This is a genomic window from Magnetococcus marinus MC-1, from assembly GCF_000014865.1.
Lineage (GTDB): Bacteria > Pseudomonadota > Magnetococcia > Magnetococcales > Magnetococcaceae > Magnetococcus > Magnetococcus marinus.
In genome coordinates this window covers 1,851,449-1,876,194 of the sequence record NC_008576.1, presented here as the reverse complement: position 1 = coordinate 1,876,194, position 24,746 = coordinate 1,851,449, and the positions used below count along the sequence as shown (strand labels likewise).

The 24,746-nt window shown below is 52.3% G+C and carries 13 protein-coding genes; 4 read left to right on the top strand and 9 right to left on the bottom strand.

Features of this window, described 5'->3' with window-relative positions:
- Window positions 1–38: 38 nt before the first annotated feature.
- Window positions 39–1,502: an IS4-like element ISMasp2 family transposase gene (locus tag MMC1_RS07780; RefSeq protein WP_011711719.1), complete on the bottom strand. Its 1,464-nt coding sequence runs from the start codon at window positions 1,500–1,502 to the stop codon at window positions 39–41.
- Between the two features lie 241 nt (window positions 1,503–1,743).
- On the opposite strand from MMC1_RS07780, the gene MMC1_RS07775 reads away from it, so the two are divergent.
- Complete coding sequence (locus MMC1_RS07775) at window positions 1,744–3,573, top strand: IS1634 family transposase (protein ID WP_041642167.1); 1,830 nt, start codon at window positions 1,744–1,746, stop codon at window positions 3,571–3,573.
- A 319-nt stretch (window positions 3,574–3,892) separates the two neighbouring features.
- Here the strand turns inward: MMC1_RS07775 and MMC1_RS19845 are convergent, their stop codons facing one another.
- The 4 genes from MMC1_RS19845 to glgC form a co-directional block, all read right to left on the bottom strand.
- Complete coding sequence (locus tag MMC1_RS19845; RefSeq protein WP_011713185.1) at window positions 3,893–6,481, bottom strand: methyl-accepting chemotaxis protein; 2,589 nt, start codon at window positions 6,479–6,481, stop codon at window positions 3,893–3,895.
- A gap of 234 nt (window positions 6,482–6,715) precedes the next feature.
- Window positions 6,716–7,204 (bottom strand): rhodanese-like domain-containing protein, encoded by a 489-nt coding sequence (locus MMC1_RS07765; RefSeq protein ID WP_011713184.1) that lies wholly within the window; start codon window positions 7,202–7,204, stop codon window positions 6,716–6,718.
- A gap of 450 nt (window positions 7,205–7,654) precedes the next feature.
- On the bottom strand, window positions 7,655–8,953 hold the full coding sequence (locus tag MMC1_RS07760) for an adenylosuccinate synthase (protein ID WP_041640981.1): 1,299 nt from the start codon (window positions 8,951–8,953) through the stop codon (window positions 7,655–7,657).
- 339 nt (window positions 8,954–9,292) lie between these two features.
- Complete coding sequence (gene glgC / locus MMC1_RS07755) at window positions 9,293–10,570, bottom strand: glucose-1-phosphate adenylyltransferase (protein WP_011713182.1); 1,278 nt, start codon at window positions 10,568–10,570, stop codon at window positions 9,293–9,295.
- A gap of 532 nt (window positions 10,571–11,102) precedes the next feature.
- On the opposite strand from glgC, the gene glgA reads away from it, so the two are divergent.
- From glgA to MMC1_RS07740, 3 genes are all read left to right on the top strand, one after another.
- Window positions 11,103–12,548, top strand: coding sequence for a glycogen synthase GlgA (gene glgA, locus MMC1_RS07750; protein WP_011713181.1), 1,446 nt, complete (start codon window positions 11,103–11,105; stop codon window positions 12,546–12,548).
- Window positions 12,549–12,624: 76 nt separating this feature from the next.
- Entirely contained in the window at window positions 12,625–15,114 is a 2,490-nt protein-coding gene (locus tag MMC1_RS07745) for a glycogen/starch/alpha-glucan phosphorylase (RefSeq protein ID WP_011713180.1), read from the top strand.
- A gap of 177 nt (window positions 15,115–15,291) precedes the next feature.
- Window positions 15,292–17,871: an efflux RND transporter permease subunit gene (locus tag MMC1_RS07740; protein ID WP_011713179.1), complete on the top strand. Its 2,580-nt coding sequence runs from the start codon at window positions 15,292–15,294 to the stop codon at window positions 17,869–17,871.
- Between the two features lie 86 nt (window positions 17,872–17,957).
- Here the strand turns inward: MMC1_RS07740 and glgB are convergent, their stop codons facing one another.
- The 4 genes from glgB to malQ form a co-directional block, all read right to left on the bottom strand.
- Window positions 17,958–20,144: a 1,4-alpha-glucan branching protein GlgB gene (glgB, locus tag MMC1_RS07735; protein WP_011713178.1), complete on the bottom strand. Its 2,187-nt coding sequence runs from the start codon at window positions 20,142–20,144 to the stop codon at window positions 17,958–17,960.
- A 40-nt stretch (window positions 20,145–20,184) separates the two neighbouring features.
- Window positions 20,185–21,654, bottom strand: a complete 1,470-nt coding sequence (locus MMC1_RS07730; RefSeq protein ID WP_011713177.1) for a glycogen synthase — start codon at window positions 21,652–21,654, stop codon at window positions 20,185–20,187.
- A gap of 199 nt (window positions 21,655–21,853) precedes the next feature.
- Entirely contained in the window at window positions 21,854–22,276 is a 423-nt protein-coding gene (locus MMC1_RS07725; RefSeq protein WP_011713176.1) for a DUF2934 domain-containing protein, read from the bottom strand.
- Window positions 22,277–22,733: 457 nt separating this feature from the next.
- On the bottom strand, window positions 22,734–24,734 hold the full coding sequence (gene malQ, locus MMC1_RS22540) for a 4-alpha-glucanotransferase (protein WP_407081018.1): 2,001 nt from the start codon (window positions 24,732–24,734) through the stop codon (window positions 22,734–22,736).
- Between the last annotated feature and the right edge of the window lie 12 nt (window positions 24,735–24,746).

Genomic DNA, 24,746 nt, shown 5'->3' with positions numbered 1-24,746 from the left:
CGAATTTAGGCATGTTTGGCCTATTGATATATTTTAACTCAAGTTTCGCAGTTCGTTTCGGCCAGAATTTGACGTTGTGAACCAAGGGGATCGAGCATCAATGCCTTGCTGAGCCAAGCCTCGACCTCCTGTTCAAAGAGTTCAATTACCTCGTTTTTTTGGTGATTTTCAAGAATGGATGTTCGGCCAAGGGCATCATTGAAGATGGCGCGGAAGGTATGCCAGAGCTTTCGGGCATAGGTCAAAGCGGCCAGATTGTGGGCGAGTTGATCCCGCTGGCTGCCTTTGATCGCCACCATGCTGGAGAGAACAGCATGGCGCATGGCAGCTAGGTGTAGGCAGGCGATGACTGCTTCGAAGGATCGGACGGATTCATTAAGGAAACCAAGGTGCTGTTTGGATTCCTTGTAGAAAACTTCGATTCCCCAGCGGTTGGCGTAGTGCTCGATCATATTTGACAGCCCCATTGACCGGTCTGTGGTCAGAAAGACGGCCCACTCCTTCGAGCCGGTTTTCGGATCGATCAGCCGGACGAAGAACAGACGTATAAGGCCGATTTCGGGGTGCTCTGCATCTAGGAAGGTTCCTTTGAAGCGCTTGGACCCCTTAGCTTTCCTGATCTTGCCCTTGGCAAACCGGGTGTAAAGTTCGGCACTGGTCAGTCTCTCGCCCTGGAATAGGAACTTGGTGTTGTTGCGCTTCCATCGGATCAGGGGGACCACGCCCAGATCCAGGATTTTCTTGACGAACTTAACCGATGAGTACCAAGCATCGGCGAGAAAATACTGGGCCGGAATCCCAGCTTGAATGGCTCTGGCAACCATGTCGACAGTCTGATCAAGCTTAGACATCTTGGCCGCCTCACGGTAACGCCGTCCAAGATGTGAGCGACAATCGAACCGGTAACTGAGGATGTGGAGCAGATTGCTGATCAGAGGCCGCTTTGAAAAACGCAAAGCGGCATCCAGTGGCAAGGTTCCCTGCTTGTTAACCCAGACCAAGTGGGCTGCTTCAAAACCTGCAACTGAGCGGCCGGTATTGTGGTCATGATGCCAGCAAACACCTTCAATACGATCACCACGCTTCTCTTTGACGGTGGTATCGGCAACAAGGTAGCCGGGGCCGAGATCCAGCGTTCGCCACTGGGGTAGTAACTTTTTGATTAGCGCCCAATGCGCATTCCGCCATGGAAATTGGCGTTGGAGCAACCGGTAGAAGGTATCCTTGCCTACCGCGAAGACCGACAGAAAGTGGTCGCGGCAAAAAAGGTGAATGGATGGCACCTTCAACAGAGGATGCAGGATCAGTAACATGATCAGCGTCGGAAGATCCTTCCCCGTTCGTTTGCTCCATCCGCGCCGATTGAATATCGCCTGGAAGCCAATTTCCTGGAGAAAATCGACGATAGCGTTATCTACGCCGAATACTCCAAAGGATTGGGTTTTGATCTCGTCAATCATGGGGGTAGGCACAGTAGCCTGTTCCCTGTTATGCTGATTCATGAAGCTGGCCTCGTCCCTGAGCTATCTGACTGATTCGACACCAGAATTATAGCATACACGAGGCAGCTTTGCCCTTGACTTGGTTGGCAAATATCAGTCCAATTGATCGGTCAACGAACTGCGAAACTTGAGATTTTAACATATTGATTTATATGTACTCACAAATTCAAACATGTTTTGTAGTGCCATAATAAATTATTATGTCTTGCGCCACCATGGTGCTTTTGGTATCATTCCGAGTATGTATATACGACGCACACAAACCCGCAATACAGCCACAGGCGAATCTTACTACACGCATCGCCTGGTTCAATCCCTTCGTGTCGGCACGAAGGTCAGGCAGGTGACACTCTTGAATCTTGGCCGTCATTTCGCCATAGGCCAGAATCACTGGCCCACCTTGTGTTCACGTATCGATCAACTGCTAAGCCCTCAGAAGACACTGATTTCTCTTGATTGTCCTTCGCAAGTGGAGCGGGAGGCCCAGCGTATTGTCGCGCAATTGTTGACCCGTCAGCCGGAAGCAATCCCGTCTGCCAAGGAGACGGAAACCGGCCTTTCCCCAGAGGATGTGCAAACAGTATTGGTGGACTCTCTTGAAATGAGCCGCCCCCGGAGTGTGGGGGTGGAGCAGGTGGGACTATGGGCCATGGGTAAGGCAGGGTTTACAGAACTGTTGGCCGATGTCGGACTAACCGGCCCTCAGCGAGCCGCAGCCATCGGCGCCATTATTGGACGCATGGCCGCACCTGGTTCCGAACGGGCGCTGCATAGATGGCTCAGCGCCCAAAGCGGCCTAGGGGAGTTGCTTGATGTGGACTTCGAGACCATGAGCCTGATGCAATTTTACCGAGTTTCAGACCTATTGATCAGAAACCGCGAGGCTATCGAAAACAGATTGTTTTCCAAGATTAACGATCTATTCAACCTGCCGGGCACCGTCACCTTATACGATTTGACCAATACCTATTTTGAGGGAGAGGCAGAAGGAAACAGCAAAGCTCAGCGGGGGCGCTCAAAGGAGAAGCGTTGCGACTCTCCCCTGTTGACCTTGGGTCTGGTACTCGACGGTAGCGGGTTTGTGCGCCGTTCGCAGATTTTCCCCGGCAATGTCTCCGAAGGGAGCACCCTGGAAGGGATGCTCAAAGGCTTGAATGCTCCCAATGGTGCCTTGGTGGTTATGGATCGGGGGGTAGCCACTGAGGCCAATCTTGTCTGGTTACGCGACAAAGGCTATCGTTATCTGGTGGTCAGCCGAGAACGCGAGCGGCAATTCGATTTCAACGGTGCTGCATGTATCGAAACGGCCGCAAAGGAACAGATCCACATCCAAAAAGTTCTCAGCGACGATGGCCAGGAGGTGAGGCTTTACTGTCATTCCCAACGCCGTGCGGAAAAGGAAAAGGGGATCTCCCGGCGTTTTGCCGAGCGCTTTGAAGCCGGTCTGACTAAGCTCTCCGAGGGGCTTTCCAAGCCCCGCACCACAAAGAATATCGATAAACTTTGGGAGCGCATTGGACGGCTGAAAGAAAAAAATCGTGGTATAGGCCAGCACTACCACATCGAAATCATCCCGGACGACAGTGGTTTGCAGGCCCAAGCCATCCATTGGAAACAAAAACCGCTCGATGGCACCTCGCTGACCCACCCTGGGGTCTACTGCCTGCGTAGCAACGAGACCGGCTGGGATGAGGAGCGCTTATGGCGCACCTACATCACCCTCACGGATCTGGAATCGGTGTTTCGCTCTCTCAAATCGGAATTGGGCTTGCGTCCACTCTTCCATCGGAAAGAGGAACGCAGCGATGGTCATCTGTTTATCACCGTGCTGACCTACCAGATCGTACAGATAATACGTCAACAATTGGCGGAAAAAGGTATCCACGGTCGCTGGAGCACGCTGCGAGACATCCTCTCCAGCCAGTGCCGGATTACCGCTTCATTTCGACGACCCGATGGACATTCCTTGCAGGTGCGCAAAGCCACCAGACCTGAGCCTGAACAACAGAAAATCTTCCAGGCGCTTGGAATCCATGCAAACCCAGGCGGGGTGAAAAAGATGGTCGTCTGAGCACATTTTCCAAAGAATGCACAGTTTGTAGTGCCACTCGAAAAAAATACACATCGTAAGATTCTGTATTTTAAGATCTTCTACAATAGCCTGTTAAACATGGGTTAAGAGCCCCCGCTTTCATCAAATATCACCCCCCAAGCTGCCTAAAAAATCGCCCCCGTTAAGGTTATTCACCCATCCAGGGGCTTTTAGAGCGGCCAACGGCCCTCAAGCCACGCACAAAAAAGACGCCTACCTGCTTAAGGAAAGCGTCTTCTTTTGCACCGCAGTTGTGACAAGCCCAAACCCGACTTCCCGTTTGCGGGGAACGCCCCAACTAGCGCGGAGTTACATCACGCTCATATAAGATGTCCAACCGTTTAAACAGCTCTGCTCGACCCTGATTATAACGGTCAACAAACTCCTTACTCGAAACCGCACTCTGCTGCGCCGCCTGTAACAAGCTCACCAACAGCGCCAACTGCTCATCCAGTTTTTTTAAGGAATCCCCATCCAACCCCTCGCGCACCTGACCCGATAACGTTTCGCTCATACTTTCCTGCTGAAAGCGATCCCCAGCTTGCTCATTGGCAGAGAGTTTCATACGGCCTTCTGCCAGTTTTTGACCATAGCACTGCCACTGCATGACGCCACTTTTAACCCGTCGCAAATCAAAGGGCACCGGGCCTAGATCAAAACGTGACTGTGCCTGGTGTAGGGTGGCGGTCGCCTCTTCAATGGCACCGGTCATTTTGGCAAAACTATAAATCGCGTTGGTAACACAGCGATTGATGCCCTGTGCATCAGCCACTACCCGGGCAACCGTTTTGGACGATTCAGTGGTCTGCTGCACCACCCCTTTTGCCTCACTGGTGACCTGTTGCGTATCCTCACTTTGCTGGGCCACCTTTTGCGCAAAGGTCGCCGCCTCCGATGAAGTGGTGGCAATTTGCGTGGCACCCGCCGCAGCCTCGGCCGTCGAACGGGCAATCTCACGGGCAGCAAAGTCCAACTCATCCGTATTGCGCATCACCGCATCCGAGGCCTCCGAAAGATGGCGCATATGGTCCACCACATTTTTGCTCAGGGTTTCCTGTGCCTCCACAGCCTCCGTCACATTGTTCAGCGATTGGTGGATATCATTGACCGCCGTGGCGATCTCCATAACCGCTGTCGAAGCCTGCTCGGTATGACCTTGGATCGTGCTAATTTGTTTCGAGATCATCGCCGTCGCATCGGCTGTCTGCCTAGCCAACTCTTTAACCTCATTAGCCACCACGGCGAACCCTTTACCCGCCTCCCCTGCCCCCGCAGCCTCAATGGAGGCGTTCAAAGCCAACATGTTGGTTTGATCCGCAATATTTTTAATAATCCCAACCACCTTGCCAATTTCATCTGCCGAACTGTTGAGCTGATCCACAACCTGATGGGTGTTTTTAGCCCGCACATTGGCACTCTTGGCCTGTTCACCAGCCTCATGACAGAGATGGCGCACCTGGAACACGGCATTGGCCATGCCTTGCAGGTTCTCCCCAGTCTCTCCCACCGACTGATTGACCAAATGCAGGTTGCTCTTTACCTCGGACATGTTGCTGTGCATCTGCTCCGAAGCAGCGGCCACCGTGTTAATATTCTGGCTCACCATCTCCGAAGTCTCGGCGATATCTTGCACATTTCCCGATAACAACACGGCGGCCTCTGAGGTCTCTATAGCGCGCTGTTCCACCTTATCCATGGCGACCTCAATACGCGCAAAAGCCTCCACTAATTTACTGTTGTGTCCCACCACGTCAGCCATCATCGTGCTCTGCGTGCCCGCGTCACCCTCTAACTGATCCCGCAGTGTTACCAAGCCATCGGCACACGCAGCTATGGTTTCAGCTTGTACGCTCAAGGTACCAATGCTACTGCGCAACCCCTCAACCATCTGGTTGACACCGCCTCCAATGGCATCCACCTCATCTTGACAACGCACCGGCACCGAACCACTGACATGGCCTTGCCCCACACGCTCCAATAAGGCATTGATGGCGCCAATACGCACCACCAAACTTTTGGTAAAAAATAAAGCAAACAGGGCAGCCACCATGGCAACCCCTAAAATAACGCCATCAATTTTTATCATGACGCGCTTATAATTGTTTAAAATGTGGGATACATCTTCCTCAACACGAACCATAATTACCGCGTGTTTATTGACATCTTTTAACACCAAGTCAAATACTGCTGTGCTTTTCTGTAACCGGGCGCTGTCCTCTTGATCTTTATTTTTTACTTCGACCAAAGAGATTTTTTGAACGCCGAGCAGTACCTGTAACTCTTCCAAAATTAATTCCAGATCACTCCCCAACACCACCATATTATAGGTGCCGCGCTTGTCGTTTTTATCCGCATTGCGCTTGTTGTAATAGGGGGAAATTTGCATTAAACGCACCTTGCCATCGGGAAAACGTTCAATACCATAGGTCATAATTTTTTTATCGGCTCGATCTAGTTGGTCCAGCAGTGGTGCGTTATAATTGGCCTCATCCTGACCGTTTTTCTGCTCATAATAAGAGGTCATCACACTGGGCGTAAGACGACTGTTCCAAAAAAACAACGCCCCACGTTTTTCATTGGCTAACAGGTTCCATACACTATCGGCCTGCTTTCTAACCAACTCAGAGTCCGCTTTTTTAAGCGCCGCAATAAGCTTTTTATCGGTTCGTGGGACATCTGCAATCCGCATTAGGGTATCCCCCCGTGCGGTAATCAGACTTTGTAGGTTTTTCGCGTAGGCATCATGCTTACTGCTCAGCATGCGCTCAATGGCATCATCCTGCATATTTTGCAGGAACATCAATGAAATAAACAAAATCACCACCAGTGGCAGCAAAATGGTCATCAATAATTTGACGCGCAGAGAGAGATTTTTGAAAAATTGCATGGAGTTCCTATCCTAATGAGTGCTGTAGAACCACAAAAAAAACGACCTGACTCTCAGAGACGCCAAGTCAGGTCCAGCCAACCTATGAACCCATCCCATCAACCACAGAACGCCCGATCAACCGCACCGACCCTGTCCCCTGCTCAACACCTGTTAAGCCAGCATATACCCCCAGTGCAAAATCGAGGGGACTGAAGAGATACGCTCAGCAGCCCCTCGGTTCCGCCAAAACGGTCACTCTATGGGTAGGGATTGTGCTTTCCAGTCGTTCATACCCAAGCGGTACCACTGCACGTTGCTAAAGCCTAATTTGGTCAGCGCCAGAGCCGCCTTAGGGCTACGCCAGCAGGTCAAACCGTTGCAAAAGGTGATAATCGCCTTATCCTTAGGCTGATCCATCAAACCTGCACACTCTGCTTTCAATTTTTCCATCGTCGCCGCAACGTCAGCATCATCCAACGTTGCATCGCCGGTCGCCACCTGACAGTTCACCGAACCGGGAACAGTGCCGCCACTAAAACCAGAAGCCTTACGGCAATCCAACAAAAAGGCGCTACCACTCTCCATAGCAGCCATCACCTGCTCGGAGTCAACAATGGTTACCCCATCAACGGCAGCTGGCACTTCGGGATTACCGCCTGCCTGAGCAGGTACCGACACCATCAAAGCCACCACCAGCGCCATCATCCCCATCCATTGTTTCATACCCACCTGTAGCATCATCGAACACCCCTTATTTTTTGTGTAATGAAACCGCTCTTCGATAAAGCATAACGCAGAAGCTACTCTGTTTCCACATAGAAATAGGCTTCTTTTCACCCATTATTCAAGTAGCTTTTCAATGACACGTTGGTTTACGTAACACTTTAAACCGTTCCTCACAAAAAATTTAGCCCTAGGTTGCAAAAAAAGCTGCATGCCCGGCAGGCATGCAGCTTTTTATCCCATCACAACCACCGTTTAACCTATGATTACTCACTTAATAACGGCGTTTTTGCAATCGCCTGCGTCCTAGAGGAACAGGCAGAAAGCCCGACAAATCAAGCGCCTCATGTGTTACTTAAGGCGCGCCATAAAGCCAAACTTTATTGAAAACCACTCAACACCGCGGTACCGCCATCGTAACCTACTTGGCTGGAACGCAAAACCGCCCCCCAGATGATCCTGGCTCCCCTAGGCATGAAAGGGGTTCTGCACGATCAGCGTTTCACTCCGGTCTGGACCTGTAGAAAGAATGCTGATCGGCACCCCAACCACCTGCACCAAACGGTTGAGATAAGCCTGGGCTGCGGCAGGCAGATCTTGCCAATTTTTACAACCCACAGTGGACTCACGCCAACCAGGCATGGTTTCATAGATCGGTTCAACCCGATCCAACTTAGCCGTATCGGCTGGCACATAGGCCGTCTCTTTACCATCAATACGGTAGCCCGTGCAGAGCCGCACCTCTGACATACCATCCATCACATCCAATTTGGTAATGCAGATGCCATTGAGGCCGCTTACCCGTGCCGAGTGACGCACCACCACGGCATCAAACCAGCCACAGCGGCGAGGACGTCCGGTAGTTGCGCCAAACTCATGCCCTTTTTTGGCCAAATATTGACCGTCGGCGCACTCAAGTTCTGTAGGGAATGGACCACTGCCCACGCGGGTCGTATAGGCTTTCACAATACCTAACACATAGTCTAACTTACCCGGTGCTACACCACTGCCGCTACAGGCCCCTGATGCGTTGGTGGTGGACGAAGTTACAAAGGGATAGGTCCCAAAATCCACATCCAGCAACGCACCTTGAGCGCCCTCGAACAGAATATTTTTACCCTCGGCCTGGGCCTGCTCCAGCCAAGGTGCCAAATCTTCACAATAGGGGGCCAGTTGATCCCCCATGCGTAGATAGTCATCACGAATATCGGCCAGTTGAAAGCCCTCTTCGTGATAATAATTTTTGAGCAGAAAGTTCACCAGATCGAGATTTTCCCGCAGTTTCTCTTCAAACAGTGCCGGGTTATACAGATCCACCAATCGAATACCCCGACGGGCTGATTTATCTTCGTAACAGGGGCCGATACCTCGGCCTGTGGTGCCAATTTTTTTCTCTTCGCCCTTTTTCTTTTCCCGCGCCTGATCCAGCGCATTATGGTAGGGCAAAATCAGGTTGGTACGATCAGCGATCTTTAAGTTCTCCGGGGAGATCGCTACGCCGACTTCGGCCAATTTGGCCATTTCGGCCAGCAGTGCCGCAGGGTCCAACACCACCCCATTGCCGATGGCACACTGCTTACCTGGACGGATGATACCCGATGGGATGAGATGCAGAATATATTTTTTGCCATCCACCACCAGTGTATGGCCTGCATTGTGCCCTCCTTGGAAACGCACCACCATATCGGCCTGCTCCGTGAGCAGATCCACAATTTTACCCTTACCCTCATCACCCCATTGGGTGCCGACAATCACTACATTTGACATGATTTTCTGACCGCTCTCTCTCAACAACACCCCTACCCAGTCCCCCAGGCAACGATATCTGTCTGCACCGCAGAGGATCCACGGCAACCCAATTGGACCAAAAGACCCCCTTTGGTCTTATTTCCGTCTGGCTTATAACACACAAAAGGGCCGCGTTTGAAGAGGCCCTTTTCTTATTATTCCCTATCGTGGGGGTCGCTTCAAAGAAAATTCGTCGCCATGATGTCACCTTTTTCACCACCCCACTACTGGCATGAATAGCCCCTATTTTACGGCACCACCTAAAAAAGCCTGACCATTCGGTCAGGCTTTTTTTAATTTCAAACAGTTATGCCAATTTTACTTAAGCTTGTCGATATGTTCCTGCGTGACCAGCGTCACTCCACCCTCGGTACGATAAAAGCGTTGAGCATCCAGTTGAGGGTCCTTACCAATCACCATACCATCGGGAATCACCGTATTGGGGCCAACAATGCACTTAATCAGGGTACATTTACGCCCAATATCCGCATGAGACAGAATGACAGAATCGCTCACAAAGCTGTAAGAGTTGACCCGCACATCGGTAAACAGTAAGGAGCGCTCCACGGCAGAACCCGAAACAACGCACCCCGCCGAGACCAAACTATCCACCGCATAGCCCCGCCGTGAGTCATCATTAAACACAAATTTGGCGGCTGGGCGCTGCACTTGGTAGGTCCAAATGGGCCATTTTGGATCGTACAGATCCAACTCTGGGGTAACATGGGTTAGGTCCATATTGGCTTCCCAGTAGGCATCCAGGGTACCCACATCCCGCCAATAGGGCTCTTTTTTACCATCCAAGCCCACACAACTGTGGGAGAAACGGTGCGCCATAACTTTCACTTTGGGCACCAGATAGGGAATAAGATCTTTGCCAAAATCGTGAGAGGAGTCCTCCAACAAGGCATCCCGCTCCAACTGCTCCACCAGCAGTTCATGATCGAAGATATAGATCCCCATGCTTGCCAACGCCCAACCCGGACGGTTGGGTAGCTCTGGAGGGGTCTGAGGTTTCTCTAAAAATTTGACAATCTGGTCTTGCTCGTCCACATCCATAACACCAAACTCACGGGCCTCGGCCACCGGGACCTCCAGGCACGCCACTGTCACCTGGGCACCACTGGTAATGTGATGATCCAGCATAACGCTGTAGTCTTGTTTATAGATGTGGTCTCCCCCCAAAATAACCACATATTTGGGGTGATGGCTTTCGATTAGATCAATATTTTGATAGACGGCATCGGCGGTGCCTGAGTACCAGGATTCGGCGGCGGTCTGCTGCTGGGCGGGCCATACCTCGACAAACTCATCAAACTCGGCGCGGAACGAACCCCAGCCACGTTGCACATGTTGGATAAGGTTATGGGCACGATATTGGGTCAACACCCCCACCCGGCGCATGCCCGAATTGACGCAGTTGGAGAGCGCAAAGTCAATAATGCGAAATTTGCCCGCAAAGGGAACCGCTGGTTTTGCTTCTGTGTCGGTTAGATTTTTCAAACGACTGCCACGACCACCCGCTAAGACCAAGATTAAACTCTGCCGAATCGCTTCATTTAAGTTGGCCACACCGTTTTTGCTTTTGTCTGCCATGCTAAGCTCCCATCAAAAAAGGTCACGGGTCATCTTAGGTCGCGGGTAAGCGCCTGTTGGCAGGCATGCCCGTCGACCCTATCCAATTCCAGCCAAGATGATCCATTACAACACAGGAGAGTTATCTCCTCATCACCGTATAATTGCAATCACCAACCCCCACACCCGCGCTTTTTTGCCTGAGGGACAAACCATTGTCACGCCCCTTTCATAAAAGGCGCGTATCAATAGCCCGTCGTCAACGGTCAAGCCCACCCAATTTTCCTGTTTCTGCACAGACTAGCACTAAATAGCCCATGTCGTATACAGCAGGATTGATTCTCTCGTCTGGATAATGGGCACGTGTTTTGAGCATCGACCGGGTCGTTATGGCATCTTCTTGCACTGGATCATTTACACAACTGTCAATGGGGATTAAGATGGTGCGGTTTGGCGAGCGATTCATCCGTATATCAGACTGGACGGTGTTTGAACACCTCTAGTAGATCTAGCATGTTCAACGTGCTGTTTACGCCCATGGAAACCAAAATTGATGCGTGTGCTATTTGTAACATCAGAGATCTACCCACTCATAAAAACCGGTGGTCTTGGCGATGTCGCCGCTGCTCTGCCCGCAGCGTTGATTGAACAAGGCGTTGATATACGCGTTTTGGTGCCCGGCTACCCTAGTGTGCTAGAAGGCATGCAGCGCCAAGGTGATGCTATTGTGCTGGGTGAGGTTTTTGGTCATGGTGATGCCCGACTCATACCCGGCCGCCTGCCCGATAGCGATGTTTTTTTGTGGGCACTGGACATTCCTACCCTCTACAACCGTCCGGGCAACCCCTACTTAAGCCACGATGGCCGGGATTGGGGGGACAATGCCATTCGCTTTGCCGCCCTCTCGCGGGTAGCGGCATTGATTGCCGAAGCGGGTGGTTTTTTAGGTTGGCGTCCCGATGTGCTGCACGCCAACGATTGGCAAGCGGGCTTGGCCTCGGCTTATCTGCATTTTTCTGGCAACCGTCACTGTAAAAGCATCATCACCGTGCACAATATCCAATTTCAGGGCAATTTTCCCGCCCGTGTGGTGCACGAGGTTGGCTTACCTGCCAGCGCCATGCATGTTTATGGTGCCGAATTTTACGGACAGTTTAGCTTTTTGAAAGCGGGCCTTTTTTACAGCAACTGGCTCACGACCGTCAGCCCCACTTATGCCAATGAGATCTGCACCCCTGCCTATAGCTTTGGTATGGATGGCCTGTTGCAAGATCGCGTACACCAGCTACACGGCATTCTTAATGGCATTGATTACCATGCCTGGAACCCCGAGACCGATCCTTTAATTCCCCACCCTTATAGCCGTGATACCCTAGAGAACAAGCTTCTCAACAAACGGGCTTTGCAGCAGGAGATGGGGCTGTTGGTGGAGGATGATCGGCCCCTGTTTGGTCTGGTCAGCCGCTTGACCGAACAAAAGGGCATTGATCTTATTTTGGAGGCCATTCCAGCGGTGCTCAGTGCCGGGGCCCAATTGGTTGTGTTGGGCAGCGGCCACCGCGCTTTTGAGGATCAGCTGCGCCAACTCGCCGCGCAAAACCCGCTACAAGTCGCGGTACATATTGGTTATGACGAGATTCACTCCCACCGCATCCAAGCAGGGGTCGATATTCTGTTGGTGCCATCACGCTTTGAACCGTGCGGCCTGACCCAACTCTATGCCATGCGCTATGGCACCCTACCCTTGGTCAGACGCACCGGCGGTTTGGCCGATAGTGTTACGCCCATCCATTCCGAAAACCACGGCACCGGTTTTCTGTTTGATCGACCCGACACCATCAGCCTACTTACCGTCATGTTGCAAGCCATGGGTTGCCTGCGCAACCCCACCCTGTGGCGCAATGCCCAGCAACGTGCCATGTCCATGGATTTTGGCTGGCGCAAATCCGCACGTGCCTACATGCATCTATATGAATCTGGGGCACCACCGGTCATGTAACCCCTGCATTGACAGGGCTATAATGGCTTAACTTAACCGTATAAACTAACCGCAACCCGGTTTGAGAGAGAACCCCATGACACTGGACGAGCAACTTTCCGAATCCTCGGTACACGAGCATGACCGCCCCGACTGGAACGCCACCTTCATCAAAGAGAAGTTGGTCAACTACATGGTCCATGATGTCGGTAAAGATCCCGATATTGCCAGCGAACGCGACTGGTACTACGCCGTTGTCTATTTTGTACGTGGTGTATTAAGCGAGCGACGCATTCGCCAAAACCGCTACCTGCGTGATGAAAAAGGGCGCCGTGTTTATTATCTTTCCATGGAATATTTGATCGGGCGCAACCTCATGCGCACGGTATTGGATTTAGATTTAAACATCTTGTTACGTGAAGCCCTGTCAGAATTTGAGCAGGATCTGGACACCATTGTCGCTTGCGAGGTTGATGCAGCCTTGGGCAACGGTGGTCTAGGACGTCTGGCTGCTTGTATTTTAGACTCCATTGCCAACCAAAGCTTCCCTGGCATGGGCTACGGCATTCGCTATGAGTTTGGCATGTTTAGCCAGTCCATTGAAGAGGGTATGCAGGTTGAACACCCCGAACATTGGCTGCGTCATGGCAACCCCTGGGAGTTTGAGCAGCCCAACGTAAAATATCGGGTCCGCTTTAACGGTAAGATTCTCTGTTTTAAAGATGCCGATGGCAACGACACCTGCCAGTGGGTAGACACCAAAGATGTGGTGGCCTTGGCCTTTGACGTGCCCCTCTCCGGCCATAAAACCCCCAGCATTACCAACTTGCGACTTTGGTCGGCGCGGGCTACCCGTGACTTTGATCTAAGCTACTTCAACGAAGGCAACTATGTTGAGGCGGTTAAGGATAAAGCGGTTTCTGAGAACCTTTCCAAAGTGCTCTACCCCAATGACTCCACCTTGCGCGGGCAGGAGTTACGGCTCAAGCAGGAGTATTTCTTTGTCAGCTCCTCCTTACAAGACATTATGGAGCGCTTTAAGCTAGAGAATGGCGATATTCGCCAGTTCCCTAAGCGCGTGGTCATCCACCTTAACGACACCCACCCCTCGCTGGCGGTACCCGAACTGCTGCGTCTGTTCTGCGATGAGTACGGTTTGGAGTTTGACGAAGCCTGGGACCTCTGCCGTCAAACCTTTACCTATACCAACCACACCCTGCTGCCCGAGGCGTTGGAGACGTGGCCCATCGCCATTATGGAGCATGTACTGCCCCGCCATTTACAGATTCTCTACAAGATCAACCATCAGCATCTTAAAGAGGTCAAACACCGCTACCCAGGGAATAGCACCATCCTGAGCCGCATGTCACTCATTGATGATGTGAGCAAGCGGGTACGCATGGCCCACGTCTGTATTGTGGGTAGCTATTCGGTCAATGGTGTGGCGGAGCTGCACTCGCGTCTTATGCAGGCGGGCATGTTCAAAGACTTCAAAGAGATGCGTCCTGGTGTCTTTACCAACGTCACCAACGGTATTGATCAGCATCGCTGGCTCAACATGTCCAACCCCGGGCTCTCTGCTTTGATCAAGGAGAGCATTGGCGACAAATGGGTTTCGGATCTACCCGCCTTGGTTGAACTGGCCCCCTTGGCCGATGATGCGGGGTTCCGTCGCCAGTTCCATGATATTAAGCGGGCCAACAAAGTGCGTCTGGCCCAATTGGTGGCCCGTAAAACTGGGGTAGAGCTTGACCCTTCCTCCATGTTTGATGTCCAGGTCAAACGTATTCACGAGTATAAGCGCCAGTTGCTTAACCTTATGCATGTGGTAACCCGCTACATTCGTATCCGGGATGGGGTCGAGAATGATATGGTGCCCCGTTCGGTCATTATTGGTGGCAAGGCGGCACCGGGCTACCACATTGCCAAGCAGATTATCCGCTTAATCAATGATGTCGCCAGCACCATCAACAATGATCCGGCGATCAAGGGCCTGCTTAAGCTGGTCTTTTTGCCCAACTACAATGTCTCCAAAGCCGAGATCATCATGCCTGGCTCAGAACTTTCTGAGCAGATTTCCACACCGGGCATGGAAGCCTCGGGCACGGGCAATATGAAGTTTGCCCTAAACGGTGCGCTAACCATTGGCACCCTGGATGGGGCAAACATTGAGATCTTGGAAGAGGTGGGGGATGATAACATCTTCATCTTTGGTATGACGGCAGATGAGGCCCACGATCTTCGCGCTGGCGGCTATGATCCCACCCTCTATTTTGAGAAAAATGCCGAGCTGCGCCGGGTGTTAGAGATGATCCGCGATGGTTTCTTCTGCCCGGACGATCCCGGTCGTTATAGCGATCTGTACAACAACCTGCTGTTTGGTGGTGACCACTTTTTGCTCTTAGCCGACTATGAAGCCTACATTGCCTGTCAAAAACAGGTGGAGGCCACCTATAGCAACCAGGATCGGTGGAACCGCATGGCTGTGCTCAATACCGCCAATATGGGTAAATTTTCCATTGACCGTACCGTGCGCACCTATGCGGAAAATGTTTGGAAAGTCAAACCCATGCAGCTTAAACGCTAATCGCGTTACGACACACCCATAAAGTATCCAGGGGGTGGTTAGGTAACCACCCCCTTTTTTTGCGTCGTTTTCGCCTTTATCGTGAGACAAACCATTGCATTAGCTGTTGGGCATGACCGATAATTCGATGTTTTGATCCATAAATTCCCAGCATAACCGGTGGGGAGGCCCCCCTGCATGTCTTTATTGCTAAAATTCTATGAAAAAGCGGTTTTAGATCGCACCCCCATCACCTTGGCACTCATTCTTACGCTCTCTTTGCTGTTGGGATGGTTTGCTAAAAATTTAGAAATTGATATTTCCACTGACTCCCTACTGCTGGAGAATGATGCGGATTTGGCCTATTACGAAGCCATGACCGCCCGCTACAGTGGCGATGATTTTTTAGTCATCACCTACACCCCCAATGGACGTAAGCTTTTTCATCCGGAAAGTTTGGCTGATCTGCGCACCCTGCGAAATGAAGTCGATAGCATGGAGCGGGTCAAATCGGTGGTCTCTATTTTGGATGTGCCCCTGATCCAATCCCCCCCCATTACCTTTGCAGAGCTAGATACCGGCATTCGTACCCTAGACGACCCACGCACCAACCTGCAATTGGCCGAGAAGGAGCTGCGCAACAGCCCCCTCTACCGAGACCGCTTGGTTGGGGCCACAGGGGAAACCACCGCCATTCAGGTCAATTTTTTACGCGATGCCACTTACCAACGGCTGCAAGAGCAACGCAAAGCGTTGCGCATGAAAAAGATGGATGGCGGCCTAACCGACAAAGAGAGCCTAGAGTTAGAAAAAATTGCGGCGGCGTTTAATGCCCACAAAGAGAAGTTGACCCAGCAAGAGCAGCAGGATATCGCGCATATCCGCGCTCTGCTTGAACGCCACCGTGGTGCTGCCCAGATGCACCTTGGTGGGGTGCCCATGATCGTCACCGACATTATGCACTATGTGCGTAGTGATCTGCGTGTTTTTGGCGTTGCCGTGCTGGTGGTAATGGCCTTAATCCTGGCGGTGGCTTTTGGCCGTTTACGCTGGGTTGTCATTTCGGTGATCACCGCCCTTGCCACGGCGGCCATTACCACCGGCTTTATGACCCTTGTACATTGGCCCATTACGGTGGTCTCTTCAAACTTCATCGCGTTGCTGCTTATTTTTGTGCTCTCTTTGACCATTCACCTTATTGTGCGATTTCAAGAGCTACACCGCGAAAACCCCCAACAAAATCAACGCTGGTTGGTGCAACAGACCATGCGTAGCAAGGCCACCCCATCCTTTTATATGGTGATCACCACCATGGTCGCCTTTGGCTCTTTGGTGGTCAGCGGCATACGCCCGGTTATTGATTTTGGTTGGATGATGTGTCTAAGCCTAACCGTCGCACTGATATTAAATTTTACCCTATTTCCCGCTTTGCTCATGCGTTTTCCGCTGCTGCCCTCCAAAAAGCGTAGCGATGTCACCGGTGGCATTATGGCCATAATCCCCAGCATCATCGAACGTATGGGATGGGGATTGATGTTGGGGTTTTTAATTTTAGTAGGGCTGGGCATGGTGGGGGTCAGTCAACTCTCTGTGGAAAACCGCTTTATCGACCATTTTAAGGCCGATACCGAGATTCACCAGGGGATGCTGGTCATTGACCGTGCCCTGGGGGGCACCATGTCGCTGGATGTCATTATTGACCCCCCGGCGGCTCCACCTGCACCGGTGGCCAAAGCCGACAGCATGCCCACATTGATCCCTGATATGGTCTCCAATACTGTTGCGGGTATGGAGGATATGCTCAAGGGGGAGATCAATAATTTATGGGGGGATGACACCGGGGATAGCCTGTGGGCGAGCACCGGTTTAAGCCAGGATGCAGGCATCACCGGACGTAGCCACTGGTACAACTCCATGATGGCCCCTGAGGTGATTAAAATTCATCGTTGGTTGGACCAACTTAAAGAGACGGGCAAGGTCATCTCATTGGCCTCCACGCTGGAGGTGCTTTCTGCCCTCAATGCAGGCCAACTACCCGATGACATTACCCTCTCTATTATCCATAAAAAGCTTACGCCAGAGGTAAAAGAGGCGCTCTTTACCCCCTTCCTGTCAGAAGATGGCAACCAACTACGCTTTTCGGTACGGGTCTATGAATCTGACCCAACCCTAAAGCGCGATCTGCTTTTGAAAAAAATTCGCCATGGCTTGGTTGAAGATCTGGGCTTAAAACCCGAGCAGATTCATGTTAACGGCATGCTGGTGCTCTACAACAACATGTTGCAGTCACTGTTTCATTCGCAAATCACCACCCTGGGCGCGGTGATGGTGGCCATTTTACTTATGTTTATGGCGCTGTTTCGATCGGTTAAACTGGCGATTATTGCCATTATCCCCAATCTTGTCTCCATACCCCTGGTATTGGGTAGCATGGGGGCGTTGGGGATACCCCTGGATATTATGACCATTACCATCGCCGCCATCAGTATTGGCATTGGGGTGGATGATACCATTCACTACATCTACCGTTTTGGGCATGAGATCCGCAAGGATGGTGACTATCCTGCGGCTGTAAGGCGTGCCCACAGTAGCATTGGCCGGGCGCTCTATTACACCACCGTGACCATTGCCATAGGATTTTCGGTACTTACCCTGTCGCAGTTTGTACCCACCATCTATTTTGGCTTTCTCACCGCCTGTTCCATGCTGGTGGCGCTGCTGGCCAACCTAACCCTACTGCCGCTGCTGCTCGAAAAAATACGCCCTTACCGGTTATAAGATTATCTTCTTGGTTTCCCAACAGAAAGCCCCGCTGGTGTCGACCACCAGCGGGGCTTTCTGTTGGGGCTTTGTATATGGGGAGGTTATTCTGCCTGATCGGGCATTAACACCACCCCACCCAAAGGCGGTAGGGTTAACTCAATGGAGTAGCTTTGCTCATGCCAGGGTTTCTCTTCGGCCATAATCAAGGCTTGGCCATTACCCACGTTAGAACCGGCATAGTAGGATGAGTCGCTATTGAGCACCTCGCGATAACCACTCAGCGCAGGAACCCCCAACCGATAGTTACGCCGCACCACTGGAGTAAAGTTGATCACCACCACCACATGTGTTTCGCCATCCAGACGCAGGTAGGCCGCAATGGATTGCTCCCCATCATTGGCATCTAACCATTGGAAACCTTGCCAGCTAAAATCCACTTTGTGCAAGGCGGGCAGGCGGGCATAAAGATGGTTAAGATCGGCCACCAACTGCTTCATACCGCTATGCAAGGGGTATTGTAGCAGGGACCACTCCATGACCGTGGTCGAGTTCCACTCATTACCCTGACCAAATTCCGTGCCCATGAACAGCAGCTTTTTACCCGGATGGGTAAATTGATAGAGGTAGAGCGCGCGCAGATTTGCAAAGCGTTGCCACTCATCCCCTGGCATTTTACCGATCATGGAACCCTTACCGTGGACCACCTCATCATGGGAGAAAGGCAACAAAAAGTTTTCGCTAAAGGCGTAATAGAGGCTGAAGGTCAACTTGTCATGGTGGTATTTGCGGTGGATGGGATCCTCGGCGATGTAACTGAGCGAGTCATTCATCCAACCCATATTCCATTTCATATGAAAACCCAGACCACCATTCTCGGGTGGGCGGGTTACACTGGGCCAGGAGGTCGACTCTTCAGCAATCATGAGCGCACCGGGGCACTCACGTCCCACCAGTGAGTTAAGGTGGCGCATGAACTCGACCGCCTCAATATTTTCACGCCCCCCATAGATATTGGGTATCCACTCCTCACGGGAATAATCCAGATAGAGCATGGAGGCCACGGCATCCACCCGCAGACCATCCAGGTGGAACTCATTGAGCCAAAACATGGCACTGGAGATGAGGAAGCTTTTTACCTCATTACGACCAAAATTGAAGATGTAGGTGTTCCAGTCCAGATGCTCACCTAGGCGGGGATCGGCATGTTCATAGAGGGGGGTGCCATCAAAGCGGGCGAGACCGTGGGCATCTTTGGGAAAGTGCGCTGGCACCCAATCCAGCAAAACCCCAATATGGTGGCTGTGTAGATAGTCCACAAAGTAGCGAAAATCGTCGGGACGGCCAAAGCGCCGGGTGGGGGCAAAATAGCCGGTTGCCTGATAGCCCCAAGAGAGATCAAAGGGGTGTTCGGTAATGGGCATCAACTCAACATGGGTAAAGCCCAACTCTTGCAGATAGGGCACCAGTTGATGGGCCATCTCGCGATAGTTTAGGAACTCTCCCTCACAGCCACGCTGCCAGGAGCCAGGGTGCATTTCGTAAATGGAGATGGGGGCACTCTGCCAGTCCCAATCTTTACGACGCTCCAGCCAGGCGGCATCGGTCCATTCAAAGGAAGATGGTGGGGTAATCACCGAGGCGGTCTCAGGGCGTAACTGGTTCTGCCGTGCCATGGGATCGGTTTTAAGATGGATCACACCCAGGCGATCACGCACTTCAAATTTATAGTAGCCGCCGGGCTCTAGGTCAGGAATAAACAGCTCCCACACCCCACTGTTGGGCAGCACCCGCATGGGGTGACAGCGGCCATCCCAGTGGTTAAAGTCCCCCACCACACTGACCCGCTCGGCGTTGGGTGCCCAAACCGAAAAGCGCACCCCTGCCCCATGGGCATCCTGCATGACATGGCTGCCAAGGAAATTTTGAATCTGAGTATGGTTACCCTGATTAAATAGATAGAGGTCAAAATCACTCACCATGGGCAACTGGGCGTAGGGGTCACGGTTAAGATGTTCGTAACCCCACTTATCTTTCCACATCAAACGATAGTCGTCGGCCACCTGTTCGAGCTGGCCTTGCCACTCAAAAAAGTCGCTGCCATCGATGCGCTGCATGTTGAGTACCTGCTGGGTACCCCGCTCCAGAATGCGCACCTGCTCGGCATAGGGCATATAGACCCTGACCAGCACACCACCCTTGCCATCAGGATGCCGCCCTAGTAGTTCAAAGGGGTCATGGTGACGCGCTTCAACCAGACGTTGCATCGGTTCAGAAAGGGGCTGATTCATGGTTTTCACCTTAAACACTGGGTTGGGCCAAAAGAGCCGCTCAACAGCGGATGTAGCGGTAGATGTTCAGATAGTGTTCCACGGGCAACCGCCACGAATAATCGTAGCGCATACCCGCCTGCATAAGCATTTGGAACCCATGGGGATCCTGTTTCCACAACGCAATCCCTCGATCCAGTGCGGATTCTAACCCCGCAAAGGAGGCCTCTTCAAACACAAAGCCATTGCGCTTGGAGAGTGGCAGATCACTATGGTTCCAATCAAAAACGGTATCGGCCAATCCCCCGACTTGACGCACCACCGGTACCGTACCGTAGCGTAGCGCGATCATTTGGGTGAGACCGCACGGTTCAAACAGGCTGGGCACCACAAACAGATCGACCCCAGCATAGATTTGATGGGCCAAAGCTTCATCAAACCCAATTTCCAAATGACAGTCGGGATTGTCATTAAGATCGTTTTTTAAATGCCAAAAATCGTCGTTTATACCCCGTTCCGAGGCCGCCCCAAGCAGCACAAACTGCCCGCCCATCTCCAAGGTGCGGAACAGCGCATGACGGATGAGATGCACCCCTTTTTGGGTATCCAAGCGCCCCACATAGGCGACCATGGGTTTATACACCTGTTGTAGCATCAGCCGTTCACGCAGAGCCTGTTTATTGTCGCTCTTGCGTTCCAACGTATCGCGATCATAGTGGACCCTAAGATAGGGGTCGGTCATGGGGTTCCAGGTGTCATAATCCAAACCGTTCAGGATACCGCCAAATTTATCCTGAAAACGGTAGAGGGTGTGTCCCAATCCATAGCCTTGGTCGCTGTGGCGGGCTTCAAAGGCATGCTTGGGCGAAACCGTGGTGACAAAATTGGCGTAGGTTATCGCCCCTTTGGTATGGTTGATGGCCCCAGGGGTGAAATCATCCCCCATACAGTGAACATCCCCAAAATAGTCGGCACGGTGCAGCCCTGTGGCATACAGGAGATCCCGTCCTGTGGTGCCCTGGTGTTTAAAATTATGGATGGTGTGACACACCCGTTGTCGATCCAATCCTAGAGATTCATAGATTTCATAAAGCATAACGGGGATCAACGCCGTCTGCCAATCATGGGTATGGATGATGTCTGGGCGCAGATTAGCCTTAAGCATAAACTCCAGCGCCGCCCGAGAGAAAAAGCCAAAACGGTGGGCGTCGTCCCAAAACCCGTAGTAGGTACCCCGGTTAAAAAACTGCTCTTCTGCATGGGGTTCAATAAAGTAGCTCGCCAAACCATCCACATGACCAAACCAGATGGTGCAGTTGATCACCCCACCGTTCCAGGGCACCCACAAATTTTCATAGCTAATGGCCAGATCCCAGATATGATCATAACGCATACAGTCGTACTTGGGTAAAATAACCGCAACATCGTGACCACGCTGGTGCAACTCACGACTCAGCCCATGCACCACATCCCCCAGCCCACCCACTTTAGCGACCGGGGCACACTCCGATGCCACCATCAAGATCTTCATACAACCAACCCTTAACTAAAAAGAGTGTACACCCCACCACAGAGCACGCCAATCGCATACGATAAACCCTGAGGTTGACGGAGCCCGTACCGTGCCATGTTTTTTATGACCGCAAGGTAACAATCACACGTTCGCAGCAAAAAGCCCCTTCTTCGTGTCAATAAAGAAGGGGCTTTGTAAAATCAGACCAAGACGGGCATCAACCGGCCTGGGTCTCGCTCTTCGTTGCTGGCTTTTTGGCCGTGGCGCTCTTGGCTGCGGCAGGCTTGGCCGTGGCGCTCTTGGCTGCGGCAGGCTTGGCCGTGGCGCTCTTGGCTGCGGCAGGCTTGGCCGTGGCGCTCTTGGCTGCGGCAGGCTTGGCCGTGGCGCTCTTGGCTGCGGCAGGCTTGGCAGCGGCAGATTTTTTAGGGGTGCTGGCGGCTTTTTTGGCGGCAGATTTTTTGGCCTCGCCCTCACCCGACACATCGCCCTCGCCCGACGCCTCACCCTCTTGGGCCTCGGACTGAAGCAGCTGCTCGGCTTCTAACCAATGGGCCATATCTTCACCCTGAGGACAACCACGTTCCTCCCAGATTTGATAGGCTAACTGTTCAACATTACTCGGTTTATACTGGCTCATCATTCTAAAACTCCCATTCGCATGCACGCATAGCGGTTTGCCCAATAAGGGAAACCAGCCCTTTTAAAATCAGATCTCTACAGGATCCTAAACCGTTAAAACGCCTTCTTGAAATCTGCCAATTTCAGGAAAGCAACCCCGCAAACCATGTTGTTTGCAGAGTTTTATCGCCCATCCTATCCGCGCAGAGCACCCCCTAGGAGAAGGCCACTATAATTAATCGCCCCATTAAACACTTTAATTAGTGTGGAAGTAAGAACCTTTTCCCCATATCCCTGCCTCTGTTTGTAGGCCAAAATTTGCGTAATGACAAGCAAACAGTATCCTCTGTGGTGTTTTTTCAGCCAAATGCCACACCGTTGTCGCACATAGGGTTTAAATCCTACCTCCACCGCTATTAAAAACGGGGCCCGCCCTGTGGGCAAGCCCCGCTTCTCTTTCACCCTAATTTACACGCGACTTATAGGGGTGGGCGTTCGCTATTTAACATTTTAGTCAAGCCCTTAAAGCGTGGATCTTGCACCAACGCTTCCAGATCCGCAGGCAATTTACGGCGCCAATTGGGGTGCTCATTAACGGTTCCAGGCAGGTTAACCTGCTCTTTTTGCTGCAACACATCCTCCAGCTGTACCATGAGCAAATGCGCTGGGGTACGGGCCAACATACGGTAGACCGCTTCGATCAACTCGGGGGTGGCATCGGCCTGTTCAAACTGCTCGGTCAGGGGAATGCCCACCTGCTGCAACGCCTCCCTTAACTTCATTTTATCATGCACCCGCTCACCACGGAATCGCACAGCCATTTCCTCATTGGGGTAGAGATCCAGCTGTTCTTTAACCGCCAGATCCACCCCTTCCCAAAAACCGCTAAAGGTTGGCAAATCATGGGTGGTCGCCGCAACCAACGAGCGGGTATTAAATTCGTGCGGCTGTAGAAAACGCCCCTCCTCAGCCCGTTCAAAATAGAGCAAACGGTAGGAGAGAATACCATTTTCAGCCAACTTTTCCCGGAACCCTTCAGGTACCGTACCCAGCGCCTCACCAATCACCGTACATTGGTTGCGCTGGCTCTCTAAGGCTACCAACCCTAGCAGATCCTCTACCGGATAGCGCACATAACCACCCTCTGTGGCCGGAGCCCCCACCGGTACCCAAAATAGTCTGGCCAGACTCATCACATGATCCAGACGAATGGCCCCCGCGTGGCGCATGGTATTACGCAGGGCATCAATAAAGGGTTGATAGCCCTGCGCACGCAACGCACGGGGGTCAAAGGGTGGCAGCCCCCAGTTTTGCCCCTTGGGATTAAACAGATCCGCTGGCGCACCGATGCGCATATCCCCCGCATAGGCGCTCTGTTCATTCCAGAAATCGGCCCCATCCGGGTCAACCCCCAGCGCCATATCGGCGTAGAGACCTACCGGCATGCCCTGCTGTTGTGCGCTCGCTTTGGCCTCTTGTAACTGGGTGTCAGCAATCCAGTAGAGGTAGAGGTAGAAAAACACCTCCTCCTCTTGCTCTTGCATAAAACGCCTGACCTCGGGGGAATCCGGACGGCGGTAGGGGGTGGGCCAGGAGCGCCAGCCTCCGACATCCTCGCCGGTTTGGGCGAACTGGACCGATAATGCGTTAAACACCGCCAACCGCATAAGGGCGTCACCCCCCGCCTTGACAAAGGCTCTGAACTGCAAACCCCGGGGGCTGGTTACACAGCTCTTATCCGGGGTCATATGCTTATCACGAAACACCCCATAAAGCAGCCGCATGATCGAGAGCTTCAATGCCGACACCTCGACATAATCCACCATCTCCGACTCACGTAACTTGTTCAGCAGGCGCCGCACCCCAGGCGAGTTAAGGCGGATCTGGGCCTCTTCACACGACTCCATTTCCGGCACCTGCTCGGGTGCAATATAGAGTGGATTAACATAGTGCCGACTGTTGGGCGAATAAGGACTAACCTGCTCCGGTCGGGTCAAAAACAGGGTGTGCAGCGGGTTCAAACCAATAATCCCGCCCCCATGACTGGCGGTTATCTCCACCAACTGCTTGAGATCCTCAAAATCACCAATGCCCCAGTTACGCTGAGAGCGCAGTGCATAGAGTTGGGGACTAAAGCCCCAGATGCGCCCATCATTTTTCTCCAACGCTTTGGGTAGATAACAGCGCGACGGAGCCACCACCAAGCGCATGCTGGCAAAATCGCCATCGGGCAGACCCGCCCCATGCAATTCAAACCGATAATAGCCAACCTCAAGCTTTTGATAGAGATGGAATATACGCCGCTCCAGATGCTGCCCATCCACCAAGCGCTCACCATCCAACGGCATATCACTGGGCACCACTTTGCCAGGAATGATATGCCCCGCTTCATCCACCAACACCCACTCCAACGCCTCATCCACCATCTCGGCGCCCACCACAATGGCGATATCCACCCCTGTGCAAGGATAACGGCACATCACCACCGGTGG